Annotated in this window: 16 protein-coding genes; 15 read left to right on the top strand and 1 reads right to left on the bottom strand. The window is 54.7% G+C overall.

Going from position 1 to position 13,382, the window contains the following annotated elements; genetic code table 11:
* The 10 genes from BUB44_RS15565 to BUB44_RS09315 all read left to right on the top strand — a co-directional run.
* The coding region (locus tag BUB44_RS15565; RefSeq protein WP_207545642.1) for a hypothetical protein at nucleotides 1-205 on the top strand (205 nt) is incomplete at its 5' end.
* A 130-nt stretch (nucleotides 206-335) separates the two neighbouring features.
* Entirely contained in the window at nucleotides 336-737 is a 402-nt protein-coding gene (locus BUB44_RS09355; protein ID WP_114362148.1) for an Asp23/Gls24 family envelope stress response protein, read from the top strand.
* Between the two features lie 167 nt (nucleotides 738-904).
* Entirely contained in the window at nucleotides 905-1,435 is a 531-nt protein-coding gene (gene amaP, locus BUB44_RS09350) for an alkaline shock response membrane anchor protein AmaP (RefSeq protein ID WP_073165544.1), read from the top strand.
* A gap of 15 nt (nucleotides 1,436-1,450) precedes the next feature.
* Nucleotides 1,451-1,669 (top strand): DUF2273 domain-containing protein, encoded by a 219-nt coding sequence (locus BUB44_RS09345; protein ID WP_027356052.1) that lies wholly within the window; start codon nucleotides 1,451-1,453, stop codon nucleotides 1,667-1,669.
* Between the two features lie 24 nt (nucleotides 1,670-1,693).
* Complete coding sequence (gene nusB / locus BUB44_RS09340; RefSeq protein WP_073165533.1) at nucleotides 1,694-2,164, top strand: transcription antitermination factor NusB; 471 nt, start codon at nucleotides 1,694-1,696, stop codon at nucleotides 2,162-2,164.
* A 142-nt stretch (nucleotides 2,165-2,306) separates the two neighbouring features.
* Entirely contained in the window at nucleotides 2,307-3,158 is an 852-nt protein-coding gene (locus BUB44_RS09335) for a sulfide/dihydroorotate dehydrogenase-like FAD/NAD-binding protein (protein WP_073165530.1), read from the top strand.
* Nucleotides 3,158-4,567, top strand: coding sequence for an NADPH-dependent glutamate synthase (gene gltA / locus BUB44_RS09330; protein WP_073165528.1), 1,410 nt, complete (start codon nucleotides 3,158-3,160; stop codon nucleotides 4,565-4,567). Before BUB44_RS09335 ends, gltA begins: the two co-directional genes overlap by 1 nt.
* A gap of 91 nt (nucleotides 4,568-4,658) precedes the next feature.
* A complete protein-coding gene (gene xseA, locus BUB44_RS09325; protein ID WP_073165525.1) occupies nucleotides 4,659-5,879 on the top strand; it encodes an exodeoxyribonuclease VII large subunit in 1,221 nt (406 codons plus the stop codon).
* A gap of 122 nt (nucleotides 5,880-6,001) precedes the next feature.
* The gene (locus tag BUB44_RS09320; RefSeq protein ID WP_027356047.1) at nucleotides 6,002-6,853 is read left to right on the top strand and encodes a bifunctional 5,10-methylenetetrahydrofolate dehydrogenase/5,10-methenyltetrahydrofolate cyclohydrolase; all 852 of its coding nucleotides are present in this window, start codon (nucleotides 6,002-6,004) and stop codon (nucleotides 6,851-6,853) included.
* A 13-nt stretch (nucleotides 6,854-6,866) separates the two neighbouring features.
* Nucleotides 6,867-7,499: a cyclodeaminase/cyclohydrolase family protein gene (locus tag BUB44_RS09315; RefSeq protein WP_027356046.1), complete on the top strand. Its 633-nt coding sequence runs from the start codon at nucleotides 6,867-6,869 to the stop codon at nucleotides 7,497-7,499.
* Nucleotides 7,500-7,621: 122 nt separating this feature from the next.
* Here the strand turns inward: BUB44_RS09315 and BUB44_RS15990 are convergent, their stop codons facing one another.
* Nucleotides 7,622-7,756, bottom strand: coding sequence for a hypothetical protein (locus tag BUB44_RS15990; protein WP_259497953.1), 135 nt, complete (start codon nucleotides 7,754-7,756; stop codon nucleotides 7,622-7,624).
* Nucleotides 7,757-7,879: 123 nt separating this feature from the next.
* Between BUB44_RS15990 and mnmL the strand changes: the two genes are divergently transcribed.
* The 5 genes from mnmL to dxs all read left to right on the top strand — a co-directional run bounded on the left by mnmL (nucleotide 7,880) and on the right by dxs (nucleotide 13,381).
* Nucleotides 7,880-8,851, top strand: a complete 972-nt coding sequence (gene mnmL, locus BUB44_RS09310) for a tRNA modification radical SAM protein MnmL/YtqA (RefSeq protein WP_073165522.1) — start codon at nucleotides 7,880-7,882, stop codon at nucleotides 8,849-8,851.
* A gap of 45 nt (nucleotides 8,852-8,896) precedes the next feature.
* On the top strand, nucleotides 8,897-9,160 hold the full coding sequence (gene xseB, locus BUB44_RS09305) for an exodeoxyribonuclease VII small subunit (RefSeq protein ID WP_073165519.1): 264 nt from the start codon (nucleotides 8,897-8,899) through the stop codon (nucleotides 9,158-9,160).
* A gap of 4 nt (nucleotides 9,161-9,164) precedes the next feature.
* Complete coding sequence (locus BUB44_RS09300; protein WP_073165516.1) at nucleotides 9,165-10,055, top strand: polyprenyl synthetase family protein; 891 nt, start codon at nucleotides 9,165-9,167, stop codon at nucleotides 10,053-10,055.
* A 798-nt stretch (nucleotides 10,056-10,853) separates the two neighbouring features.
* Complete coding sequence (locus BUB44_RS09295) at nucleotides 10,854-11,441, top strand: hypothetical protein (RefSeq protein WP_073165514.1); 588 nt, start codon at nucleotides 10,854-10,856, stop codon at nucleotides 11,439-11,441.
* 26 nt (nucleotides 11,442-11,467) lie between these two features.
* Complete coding sequence (gene dxs, locus BUB44_RS09290) at nucleotides 11,468-13,381, top strand: 1-deoxy-D-xylulose-5-phosphate synthase (protein WP_073165511.1); 1,914 nt, start codon at nucleotides 11,468-11,470, stop codon at nucleotides 13,379-13,381.
* Nucleotide 13,382 lies beyond the last annotated feature (1 nt).

Below are 13,382 nucleotides of genomic sequence, written 5' to 3'. Positions count from 1 at the left end.
GAAAGCCAACGGCATTAACATAAAAGAGCAATACCTTAAACAACTCGGGAAACCGGTAACTGTTCTCAAAGTATGCCAAACAAGTCTACAACAGCAGCGGAAATTGCTGGAGCGGCCACCGTTTGAGACGTTGGGCAATATTCCAGCGTTGAAAGGGCCGACCACTAGTCTTGCTCAGATTTTACGTGCAATCAAATCAGCCTAAAGCCCATGTGGCGGTTGGCACTCGTAACTCCTTTTCGATTTATTTCCTACAGTGACTTGACGCTATCTTTTTATTTTGATATAATGGGGTGACCAGGGTAAAATGTGACAAATGGAGGGGGTACAAAGCTGTGGAGAATAAGGAAGTTGTGGTACGGGAAGAACAGACCGGATTGGGTTCAATTCGCATTGCCGATGAAGTGGTACGGATTATTGCCGGCCTGGCCGCCACTGAGGTTCCGGGTGTGGCAGGAATGAGCGGTGGGGTGGTTGGCGGTATAGCCGAGATGCTGGGCCGGAAGAACCTGTCCAAAGGCGTCAAGGTGGAAGTGGGCGAAAAGGAAGCGGCGGTGGATCTGTACGTTATTGTCCATTACGGCACCCGCATTCCTGATGTGGCCCTGCAGATTCAGGAGAATGTCAAGAGAGCCATAGAGGCCATGACCGGCTTAACGGTAGTGGAAGTCAATGTCAACGTCCAGGGAGTGGCTTTCAGCCAGGAAGGTAAAGAGGAGGAACACCGGGTACGTTAAATTTCAATGGCTCACATCCACCCGGCTGGTCGGGGGAGGGATGTTTATGAAAGGAAGGCAGCTGGCGTATCCAGGGGTAAGCATCGGGAAGTTACGTTAATTCGGGGTAGCCGGGCAATTAGTTCCGGCAAATGAGGGAAATATAAGCGTGGGAGGTTGCGCCTTTGATGGGGCCCTTTGACCGCGGCCTGCTGGTTATCTATACTTTTGTTATAACAGTTGCCCTGGCCTGGGCTGCCGCTGTCGCAGCCGGTTTTATCCCTCCCTACCGGATCTTGAGCTGGCTGGGCACGGTCGCCGGGCGGCCGGAAGTTGCCTTCACTTTCCTGGGGCTGTCAATTTTAGCCGGTGCCCGTCTTTTCTGGGTGGGGGTGCGCCCGCGCCGCCGCCAGGCGGTGGTTCATGAGGCAGCCCTGGGACAGGTGCGCATTGCGCTGACTGCTATCCAGGACCTGGTGGAAAAGGTGGCCCTGGCACAAAATGGGATACGTGAGGCTACGGCCAGGGTTTACCCGGGTAAAGAGGGCATCCGTATCGGTATCCGGGTGGCGGTTACCCCGGATATAAATATTCCCGCCACTGCCGCCGTGGTGCAGGAAGAGGTAAAGAAACGGGTGCTGGAGGTTACCGGGGTGACGGTGCAGGATGTTGCCTTTACGGTTAAAAGTATATCCGCCCGTAAACCCCGGGTGGAATAAATGGGGTGTTACCAGATGGATGCATATGCCCTTGTGGAACTGTGGAGGAAACATAAAGGTAAGATTACGGGTATCATCCTGGGCCTTGCCTTTGGCTGGTTTGCCATTACCTATGGCCTGTTAAAGGCTGTATTTGTAAGCGCCTGTGTGGTTGCCGGGTACTATATCGGTAAACATCTGGATGAAAGGGTAAACTTTAAAGAGATATTTTCCCGGTTGTTCCAGGAGAGATAAACTTCAAATAACAGGAGGTAGTTTATGGGCAGGAGGCAGGCCAGGGAAGCAGCACTGCAGGTTCTCTACCAGGTGGACGTGGCCCGGATGGACCCTGAAGAAGCCCTTGATTACTTACAAAAGATGGCATTCCCGGTTACTGACGATACGGAGGAAAATAACAAACCGGCTTCCTTGAGCTCAAGGGATATGCTTTTTGCTCGTGAACTGGTTACCGGCACCCTGGCCCACCTGAAAGAGTTCGACCTGATTATTTCCCGTTTGAGTCAGGACTGGCCCCTGTACCGTATGGCGGCGGTGGACCGGAATATTATGCGCCTGGCGCTTTATGAAATATTTTTCCGCGAGGACATACCCGGTAGTGTGGCGGTAAATGAGGCGGTGGAACTGGCCAAAACATTTGGGGGTGCTGATTCCAGTCGTTTTGTTAACGGCATCCTGGGCCGCGTGGTAAAGGATCCGGCGGCTTTTTATCCGGTGCAAGAAGGGGGTTAAATCCCCTTTTAATTATTTTAAGATTTGTTCATAAATAACAGCAGGCAGCAGGAATTTAACGCCCCAGCGAGAATTATTAGATAATTGTTTTATAGCGTTTTTATAAAATATATGAATAGCAGAGGGAGGGGGAGGCTTATTAATGTTCAAGATTTTGGATAAACAGGTCTTTTCTCCTGTGGTCAAGCAGATGGTTATTGAGGCACCCAGAGTGGCCAGGAGATGTCAGCCGGGTCAGTTTGTTATTTTACGCATTCATGAAGAGGGTGAACGTATTCCCCTGACCATTGCGGACTTTGATCGGGAAAAGGGCACCATTACCATTGTATTCCAGGAAGTTGGCAAAACCACCAGGCAATTGGGAACACTGGAAGCGGGAGATTATATCAGGGATTTCGTAGGGCCGCTGGGAACCCCTTCCCACATTGAGAATTTCGGCACGGTCATATGTGTTGGCGGCGGTGTGGGGATAGCCCCGGTATTTCCCATTGCCCGGGCATTGAAAGAAGCGGGTAACCATGTGATCAGCATCATCGGTGCGCGGAGCAAGGATCTCCTTTTCTGGGAGGACCGTATGCGGGAAGTTTCCAGCGAGCTTTTTGTGACCACCGATGACGGTTCCTACGTGCGCAAGGGCTTTGTTACCGATGTTTTGAAAGAGGTAATTGAGGATCGGGGTAGGGATAACATCAGCCTGGTACTGGCCATCGGTCCCCAGCCCATGATGCGGGCCTGCTGCGATGTCACCAGGGACTACGGGATTAAAACCATTGTCAGCCTGAATGCGCTGATGGTGGATGGTACGGGGATGTGTGGTTGTTGCCGGGTAACCGTGGGTGGCCAGACCAGGTTTGTTTGTGTGGATGGCCCGGAATTCGATGGCCATCAGGTGGACTTTGCTGAACTGGCTCGTCGTTCGGCCACCTTCCGGGCAGAAGAACAGCGGGCACTTGAGCGCCATACATGCCAGTGCGGATGTGGAGGTGGCAAATAATGGCCGAGAAGAAGGAAATAATCCCCAAAAAGCACCCCATGCCTTCCCAGGACCCCCGTGAGCGAATCCGGAATTTCAATGAAGTGGCCCTGGGTTATGACGAGGAAACAGCGGTGGCGGAGGCCAAACGCTGCCTGCAATGTAAAAAGGAGCCCTGCCGGCAGGGCTGCCCCGTGGAAGTGGATATTCCTGCTTTTATCAGGCTGGTGGCCCAGCGGGATTTTGCGGGCGCCATTAAAAAGATTAAGGAAAAAAATGCTCTTCCCGCCGTTTGCGGCCGGGTTTGCCCGCAGGAAAACCAGTGCGAAAAATACTGCACCCTGGGCAAGAAGCACGAGCCCGTTGGTATCGGGCGGCTGGAACGTTTCTGTGCCGACTGGGAGCTGGCCCGGGGTGTACAGCCCCAGGAAGTGGCCCTGCCCACTGGTTTTAAGGTGGCGGTGGTTGGTTCCGGCCCGGCCGGCCTTACCTGTGCCGCCGACCTGGCCAAGCTCGGTCACAGGGTAACCATTTTCGAAGCCCTCCACGTTGCCGGTGGGGTGCTCATGTACGGCATTCCCGAGTTCCGTCTGCCCAAGCGGGTGGTGCAGGCGGAAATAGAAAACCTGAAAAAACTGGGGGTAGAAATTGTAACCAATGCGGTGGTGGGCAAGTTTGCCACCGTGGACGATTTGATGGAGGAAGAGGGTTTTGATGCCGTATTCATCGGTACCGGTGCCGGGCTGCCGTATTTCATGAACATTCCCGGGGAAAACTCCTGCGGTGTTTATTCCGCCAATGAATTTCTCACCAGAACAAATTTAATGAAGGCCTATCTCTTCCCCGAGTGGGATACACCCATTAAAGTGGGCAGAAAAGTAGCCGTAATTGGCGGCGGCAATGTGGCCATGGATGCGGCGCGGACCGCCCTGAGGCTGGGAGCGGAGGAATCCTGGATTGTTTACCGGCGCTCGGAAAAGGAGCTTCCCGCCCGTCACGAGGAAGTGGAGCATGCCAAGGAAGAAGGAATCAAGTTTGCCTTTTTAACAAACCCCGTACGCATCCTGGCCGACGAGAACGGGTGGGTGAAGGGCATGGAGTGCCTGCGCTACGAGTTGGGTGAACCCGACGAGTCCGGCCGGCGGCGGCCTGTGCCCATTCCCGGTTCCGAGTTTGTTATGGAAGTGGACACGGTGGTGGTGGCCATCGGCCAGGCGCCCAACCCGCTGGTACCCAGGACCACCCGGGGCCTGGAGCTGGGTAAAAAAGGCAACATTGTGGCCGACCCGCAAACCGGGGCCACTTCCAAGCCCGGCGTGTTTGCCGGCGGCGATGTGGTAACCGGTGCTGCCACCGTCATCCTGGCCATGGGAGCGGGACGAGTTGCAGCCCGTTCCATCCATGATTACCTGATGAAGAAGAAAGCCTGAATATTTGACGATAGCGGCGGGCTATCCGGCAGCCGTTGCTGACTGTGGGGTGGCCGCCGCTGCAAAAAATTAATGAGGAAGCACAGGCTGAATGCTCAGGGTATTCACTGTAAGCGAACTAAATGGTCATATCAAAAACCTCCTTGATAACGATCCGCTCTTGCTGAACCTGTGGGTAAAAGGGGAGATTTCCAACTTTAAACAGGCGGCCAGCGGACACCTGTACTTTACCCTGAAGGATGAATTCAGCACCATTAAAGCGGTGATGTTCCGTTCCCGGGGGCGTCGCCTCCTTTTTACCCCGGAAGACGGGATGTCCGTACGGGTGCGGGGTTATGTTTCCGTATATCCCCGGGACGGTACCTACCAGTTGTATGTGGAAGAAATAGAACCGGAAGGCACGGGTGCCCTTTACCTGGCCTTTGAACAGTTAAAGCACAGGCTGGAAAAGGAAGGCCTTTTTGCCCGGGAGCATAAAAAAAAGCTGCCCCTGTTACCGCGCCGCATTGGTATTATCACCTCTCCCACGGGGGCGGTACTGCGGGATATGGTCAGAATTATCCGGCGACGCTGGCCGGGGTTGCAGATCGTGTTTGTCCCCGTGCAGGTACAGGGGGAAAGCGCTCCCCGGGAGATAGCCCGGGCCCTGTACTGGCTGAACCGTATGGATGCCTGCGATGTAATTATTGTGGGCCGCGGGGGCGGATCCCTGGAAGAGTTATGGGCTTTCAACACCGAAGTGGTGGCCCGGAGCATTTTTGCTTCTACCATACCGGTGGTTTCCGCAGTCGGTCATGAAACCGATTTTACCATTGCCGACTGGGTGGCAGATGTACGGGCTCCCACTCCCTCGGCAGCGGCGGAAATGGTGGTTCCGGTCCGGGAGGAAATGGCCCGCTATCTCGGGGTTCTGGAAGGGCGCCTGCTGCGGGCCGTGCGGGAAAAATTGCAATTCTACCGGGCGAGGCTGGATAGCTGCTGCCGGAGCAGGGTGTTCCGTTTCCCGGTGGATATTCTCTGCGGCTCCCGGGGGCAGGTGGTGGATGATTTGTACCGCCGCTTGACCCGGGCCATGGAGCAGTACCGCCAGCACCAGCAAAGCCGCCTGGCCCTGCTGTCGGGCCGCCTGCAGGCCCTGAGCCCGCTGGCCACCCTTGCCCGGGGGTACAGCATCTGTACCCGGTTGGACACGGGTATGGTGGTGCGGCAGGCCGGGGAGGTTAAACCCGGGGACAGGGTAAAGGTGGAGCTGCACCGCGGCCGGCTGAGCTGTAAGGTTGAGGAAGCTGTTATGGAGCAGGAAACTGATTAAGGAGCCGGTAATTTTTGCGTCCCGGGAAGGCTCCTGAAAACAGGTTGTAAATGGCAGGTAATAACCAGGTTTCCATACCAGGTTATTTTTAACAGAGAAAATGTAAAAGGGGGAGGCCAAATATGGCAGCGACACTTATTGATGGGAAAAAGGTAGCGGCAGAAATCAGGGAAGAAGTGAAGGCTGAAGTGGCCCGGTTGAGGGAGCAGGGTATAGTTCCCAAGCTGGCCGTGGTCCTGGCCGGCGACGATCCGGCATCCGTGGTTTATGCCCGGTCAAAGGAAAAATCCTGTTCCAATGTGGGCATCGATTTCGAGCTTTTCACCCTGCCCGGCAATGTGCCCGAGGAAGAAATCCTGGCCCTCATCGACCGCTTGAACAAGGACGACAGTGTGCACGGGATTATGATTGAACTGCCCCTGCCCAAGCACATAAACAAGCAGCGGGTGCTGGAGGCTGTATCACCGAAAAAGGACGTGGACGGCGTCCATCCTATTAACCGCGGTTACATCTTAAGCGGTGGGGATGGCTTGTTCCCCGCCACCCCCCAGAGCTGCATTGAAATCATGCTCCGCAGCGGCATCGAGATCAAGGGGAAAAATGCTGTCATAGTAGGCCGTGGCGAAACGGTCGGCAAACCTCTCATCTTTATGATGCTCAACCAGAATGCCACCGTAACCGTTTGCCATACCAAAACCGCTGATCTGGCCTACCATACCCGCCAGGCCGATATCCTTATTGCTGCTGTCGGCAAGCCCAGGATGATCAAGGCCGACATGATCAAACCCGGTGCTGTAGTGGTTGACGCGGGTATCAACCAGGTGGAGGGCGGCATTTGCGGTGACGTGGACTTTGAAAACGCCAAGGAAGTAGCCGGGGCCATTACTCCTGTGCCCGGCGGTGTGGGCAGCCTGACCACGGTATTAATTCAAAAGAACGTGTTAAAGGCCATCAGGCTGCAGGGGAAAATTTAAGGAGGTGTACCGGATGAGTGAAATTTTTGATTCCTCTTTCCGCAAGATCCTGGCAGTGGCGGCATCGGATGCCCCCACTCCCGGCGGGGGCAGCGTTTCTGCCATGGTGGGTGCTCTGGGGGTAGCCATGACGGCCATGGTGGGAAACCTTACCGTGGGCAAGCCCAAGTTTGCAGACGTGGAACCCCAGGTCAAGGAAATTACCGGTGCGGCCTACTTTATCATGAATAAGCTGGAAAAACTGGTGGCAGCCGATATCGCCGCCTTCGGCAAGTTCATGGAAGTTTACCGGATGCCCAAAAATACTGAGGAGGAGAAAGCCAGGCGGGACGAACTGATGCAGAAGGCCTTGAAAACGGCCACTGACACTCCTATGGAGGTGGCCCGTACCCTCCTGGAGGCCCTGCAGATTACCGAGCGACTGGCCAGGATTGGTAATAAAATGGCCATCAGTGACGCGGGCGTGGCTGCCTATGTGTGTGAAGCAGCCATCAATGCAGTCCTTTTGAGTGCCGACATCAATATTCCCATGATTAAAGACGGGGATTACGTCAGGAGTATCCTGGAGGAAAAAGAAAGGATTGTTTCCGAGGCCAGACGGTTGAAGGATTCTGCCGTCGCCGTTGTCCAGGAAAGAATGAAATAAAGAACATTCTTCCGCATTTCAGGACAGGCGGGTCCGCCGGTAACAGGCGGGCCCGCTGGCTATTAGATGCTGCTGGATGCTGCCGCTTTCTGTTTTATAATTTTACGACCGCATCTGCCGGGCTAAAAAAACGTCACCTCATTTAGCTTGATCCAGCCCAGCAGGTCCAGCAGATCCGCCAGTTGATCAAATAATTGCTTTTGTTCTTCCAGGGAAAGCTCTTCAATTGCCCGTACCAGTTCCTCTACCCGGGACATATTTTCACCCTCCTTACTCATACGATAACCAGGGGCCGTTTAGCCTGTCAATTGGCCTGCAGGCGCACAGGTCTTTGCGCTGCCGTATGTTTGTGGTAAGATAAGGGCCAGGAGGTATGAACCATGCCCGCAACCCGGCCCCGTTACCGGGTCTATTCGGATTTTTTGAAGGAAAAATTCGGGGGTAAGGTTTACAAATTGCCCATTAACCTCCCCGGGACCTGTCCCAACCGGGACGGCACCATCGGTACCGGCGGCTGCATTTTCTGCGACGAAGAGGGAGCGGGTTTTGAATGCCTGCCCAGCAGCCTTTCGGTGGAAGAACAGCTGGCCGCCAACCGGGATTTTTTCCGCAGGCGCTACAAGGCCGATAAATTCATTGCTTACTTTCAATCTTTTACCAACACTTACCTGCCCTTTGACAATTTCCAGAAATATGTGCTGGCTGCTGCCGCAGGGGAAGATATGGTGGGCATTTCTATTTCCACACGTCCGGACTGTATTACCGACCGGTACCTGGACTTTCTGGATGAGATAGGGCAGGAGAAAAACCTGGTCATGGACATCGAGCTGGGACTGCAAACAGTTAACTACCATTCGCTGTTGCGGGTGAACCGCGGTCATACCCTGGCCGAATTTATCGACGCGGTACAGCGCATCAAGAAGAGGAAGCTGGAAATATGCGTTCACCTGATTCTCAACCTGCCCTGGGATGATATGGTTGATGTGATTGAAAACGCCAAGATTCTTTCCGCCCTGCAGGTCCAGTATGTAAAATTGCATTCCCTCTATGTTGTCCGGGATACGGTACTGGGAGAAATGTACCAGCGCGGGGAGTTTAGCATCATTCCCCTGGAGGAATATGTGGACCGGGTGGTAACGTTTCTGGAATACCTGCACCCCGATATTGTCATTCAGCGCCTGGTGGGCCGCGGACCCTACGACCGGGTGCTCTTCTCCAACTGGGGAGTGAGCTGGTGGCAGGTGAAACAGAGGATCGAGGCCCGGCTGGAGGAACTGGATACCTGGCAGGGGCGGTTATGCGACTATTTGAATGGCCCGGCACTGCGGAAAAGGTTTCCCTGCGAGCCATAGTCCGGCAAAGCGGGAAGTACCGCATGCCGGCTGCAAAAGTGAGGTATGGCCATGAAAAAACTGACCTTTGAAGAAGCGCTGGCCAGGCTGGAAGCAGTGGTGCGGGAGCTGGAAGAAGGACAATTACCCCTGGAAAAATCCCTGGCCCTATTTGGGGAGGGGATTACCCTGACGCGCTTTTGCCATCAGGAGCTGGAGAAAGCGGAGGAACGAATTTCCATCCTTACCGCCGGTGATAAAGGCGAGCCGGTGTTGAGAGATTACGATCCCAGTCTGGTTGATCTGCTAAATTCCGAGAGGAAGGAGTAATATTTTGGATTTTCTAGCCGAACTGAAAGCCAGGGCAGCCCTGGTGGACCGGGCACTGGATGAATTCTTACCTCCGGAGGATGCGTACCCGCCGGTAATTCACCGGGCTATGCGCTACAGCCTTTTTGCCGGGGGTAAACGGCTCAGACCGGTACTGGTCCTGGCGGCGGCTGAAACGGTGGGTGGAGACCCGGTAAAAGTGTTGCCCGCGGCCTGTGCCCTGGAGCTGATCCACACCTATTCTTTAATCCATGATGACCTGCCGGCTATGGACAACGATGATTTCCGGCGGGGAAAGCCCACCTGTCATCGTGTTTTCGGCGAGGCAATAGCCATCCTGGCCGGAGATGCCCTGCTCACCCACGCCTTTGCCCTTCTTGCCCGGAATGCCCGGGAACAGCTGGCCCCGGTGGAGAGGGTGATACAGGTTATCGGGGAAGTAGCGGTAGCCGCCGGCACTCCCGGCCTCATCGGCGGGCAGGTGGTGGATACCCTGGCTACCGATGATACTGTAGATGCCGCCACCCTGGAATACATCCACCGCCATAAAACCGGTGCGCTGTACCGGGTATCCGTACGGGCAGGAGCCATTCTGGCCGGTGCGGGGGAAAAGCAGCTGGAGGCCCTGACTGCTTATGCTGAAAATCTGGGCCTGGCTTTTCAAATCCAGGACGATATCCTGGATGTGGAGGGTGATCCGGCCAGGCTGGGCAAACCCGTGGGCAGCGATAAAAGAAATAAAAAGGCCACCTACCCTGCTTTGTTCGGGCTGGATATGGCCAGGGCCAGGGCGAAGGAAGCGGTGGAGGAAGCCCTTGCCGCCCTTGAGCTGTTTGACGAACGGGCCGGTTTTTTACGGGAGCTGGCCCGGTTTGTAGCTACGCGGGATTTTTAGAGTTTTATGGAGATTTCAAGTGCTTAAGTGACCTTTGGACGTTTTATATGTTGGTGGCAGGCAATTGTTAACCGGGGATCCTCCTGGGGGTTAGCAGTTCCATTTGCTTTCGATTCCGGGCTTATGTTATAATGCAATTCCAGAAACAAAAATGGGATAGGTGACGCAGTATCCTAGTCAGGTATGCCTTTTTTGAAGACGGGCCTAAAAATCCGTCGCGGGCACATCGATGAAGTTCCTGGTGCTGGCTGCTGACGCCCAGTCGGGGGCTGGTACTGGGAGTTAAGGAGTAAGGGCGAGCCGCAAAGGCATGCGGGCGTGGACCCTTACTCCGCGGAGACCCAAGTGCGTGGGAAAGCAGAAATGCCGTACTATGGCTTGGGGTGTGAACCTGCACGTGGTGAAAGCTGCGTGCAGTGTAGCCTGCCTTGAGTGGCAGCGGTGGATGTCACCGGTAGCCGTTACCTTATAACCCCATGGGCCCAGGGAGAGGTAGCGGCGGACTGAAACCGTTGCTGCAAAAGAGGCTAGAAAAAGGCCATCCTGTCGAGGAAAACTCCTAGGCTGTCCGGTGAATACCGGGGCAGTACGGGGATTGCAGTGTGGTCTAAGTGGTAATCCAGCCCCGGTTACGGCAACGTCCCGGAGGCAGCCCGAAGGGGGAACCGCCGGCCTGGCGACAGCCGGTGGCTGCCTGGGAAAACCTGCTGGACCTCAAGCCACAACATTTACCCGTATTGCTGTCACTTGTCCCGGGGTACCTTTTCTCTTCTCCATTACCGTATGAGGTGACTGTATTTGGGAAACAATAAATCTACCGTTTCAGGCCGGTACGTACTGGGTGTAAGTACGGCCTCTTTTTTACTGGCCATATTGTTTTTTTGGCTTTCCGAGTTGTTATCGGGTAAAGTTAAAAGTCTTTTTTTATCTTTTCTATTTTTAGTTATAATTATACTGATCGGTATAATAGCTGATATAGTGGGTACGGCAGTAGCTGCCGCTGAAGAATCCCCTTTCCACGCCCGGGCGGCCAAACGGGTCCGGGGGGCGAGGGAAGGGGTTTACCTGATCCGGAATGCGGACAGGGTGGCCAATATATGCAATGATGTTATAGGTGATATTGCCGGGACGGTAAGCGGTGCCCTGGGCATTGCCCTGGTTCTGCAAATCCTGCTTTACTGGAAGGGTATCAACCAGATCTTGTTGAATATGCTAGTTACCGCCTTTATCGCGGCTTTTACGGTGGGTGGCAAGGCAGCGGGAAAGCGCATAGCCATTTCCCGGGCCAATGATGTAATTTTCCTGGCTGGCAAAGTGCTGGCAGCATTCGAGCAACTGACGAAAATTAGCCTGACCGGAAAAAAGGGGCGTGCAACACGTAAATAGGCCGGTTTGATGAGGAAAGGTGAAAGATGAAAAAGTTGCTTGCCAAAATTAATTCTCCAGCGGATTTGCGTGCACTGGATATTAATGATTTACAGCAGCTTGCTGTTGAAATCCGGCAGGAGATTATTGAAACCGTGGCCAGAAATGGTGGCCACCTGGCTCCCAATCTGGGCGTGGTGGAACTCACCCTGGCTTTACACCGGGTTTTCCAAACCCCCCGGGATAAAATTATCTGGGATGTTGGCCACCAGTCCTATGTGCACAAACTGATTACCGGTCGCCGGCCGGTTTTCCATACCCTGCGCCAGTTTGGAGGTATCAGCGGCTTTCCCAGACCCCAGGAGAGCGAACATGATGCCTTCGGTACCGGGCATAGCAGTACCTCCATTTCCGCAGCTTTAGGCCTGGCGCTGGCCCGGGATCTGAAGGGGGACAATTACTCTGTAGTGGCGGTGATTGGCGACGGGGCAATGACCGGAGGTATGGCTTTTGAAGCCTTAAATCATGCCGGTCACCATAAGACAGGCCTGATCGTGGTGTTAAATGATAACGAGATGTCCATTGCCCCCAACGTGGGAGGGCTGGCCCGGTACTTGAGCCGCCTCCGTACCGATCCCATGTATTCCAGGGGTAAGGAGGAACTGGAACAACTATTAAAACGCATCCCGGCCATCGGGCCGCGGGTAGTTAAAGTGGTAGACAGGATAAAGGATTCCCTGAAATACCTGGTAGTACCGGGCATGTTTTTTGAGGAACTCGGTTTTATCTATCTGGGGCCCATTGATGGTCACGATATTCAGACCATGATCAGTGTCTTCCAGCAGGCTAAAGCCACCCGGGGCCCCGTGCTGGTGCATGTGCTTACCCGCAAAGGGCGGGGATACCGGCCGGCGGAAGAGAATGCCGATAAGTTTCACGGTATTGGTCCCTTTGAAATTAAAACGGGCCGGATAATTAAAAAACCGGGGCAGCCCCCTTCCTACACCGAGGTATTTGGACGCTCACTGGTGGAACTGGCACGGCAGGATGAGCGTATAGTGGCCATTACTGCGGCCATGCCGTCGGGTACCGGCCTGGATCAGTTTGCCGCTGCTTTTCCGGAAAGGTTCTTTGATGTTGGTATTGCCGAGCAGCACGCCGTTACCCTGGGGGCAGGCCTGGCTGCAGGTGGGTTGAAACCCGTGGTGGCTATATATTCCACCTTTTTGCAGAGGGCCTACGACCAGGTACTTCATGATGTTTGCCTGCAAAACCTGCCTGTTACCTTTGCCCTGGACCGGGCAGGCCTGGTCGGCGAGGATGGAGCCACCCACCACGGCGTATTTGATTTTGCTTACCTGCGTTCCATTCCCAACCTGGTGCTTATGGCCCCCGGGGATGAAAACGAGCTTCGCCGCATGTTAAAGACAGCCCTGGAATATCCCGGACCGGCGGCAGTGCGCTACCCGCGGAGTGCCGGTACGGGATGCCCCCTGGACGAAGAAATCCTCCCCCTGCCTGTGGGAAAGGCTCAGGTGCTGCGGGAAGGGGACGACGTAACCCTGCTGGCAGCAGGCAGTATGGTTTCCGTGGCCGGTGAGGCTGCCATGCTTTTAGAACAGCAGGGTATCCAGGCTGCGGTAATTAACGCCCGGTTTATCAAGCCCCTGGATGAAGAGTGTATCAGCCGTTATGCCCTGCGTACCAGGCGGGTGGTGACCATTGAAGAGCACGTTTTGCAGGGCGGGTTTGGCAGCGCTGTACTGGAACTGCTTGGAGACAGGGGATTGCGTAACGTCCAGGTGGTTCGCCTGGGTATACCGGATGAGTTTATCCAGCACGGTAGCCGGGAAATACTGCTGGCCCGCTGCGGCCTGACCGTAGAAGTGCTGGTTAATACCGTTATCAAGATGCTGGGAGCACACAGGAAAAAAACCAGGATTAAAATTGGAGTGCAGTGAC

This window comes from Desulfofundulus australicus DSM 11792 (assembly GCF_900129285.1).
GTDB lineage: Bacteria > Bacillota > Desulfotomaculia > Desulfotomaculales > Desulfovirgulaceae > Desulfofundulus > Desulfofundulus australicus.
The sequence above is the reverse complement of the archived record's forward strand: the minus strand, read 5'-3'. Positions and strand labels throughout refer to the sequence as shown.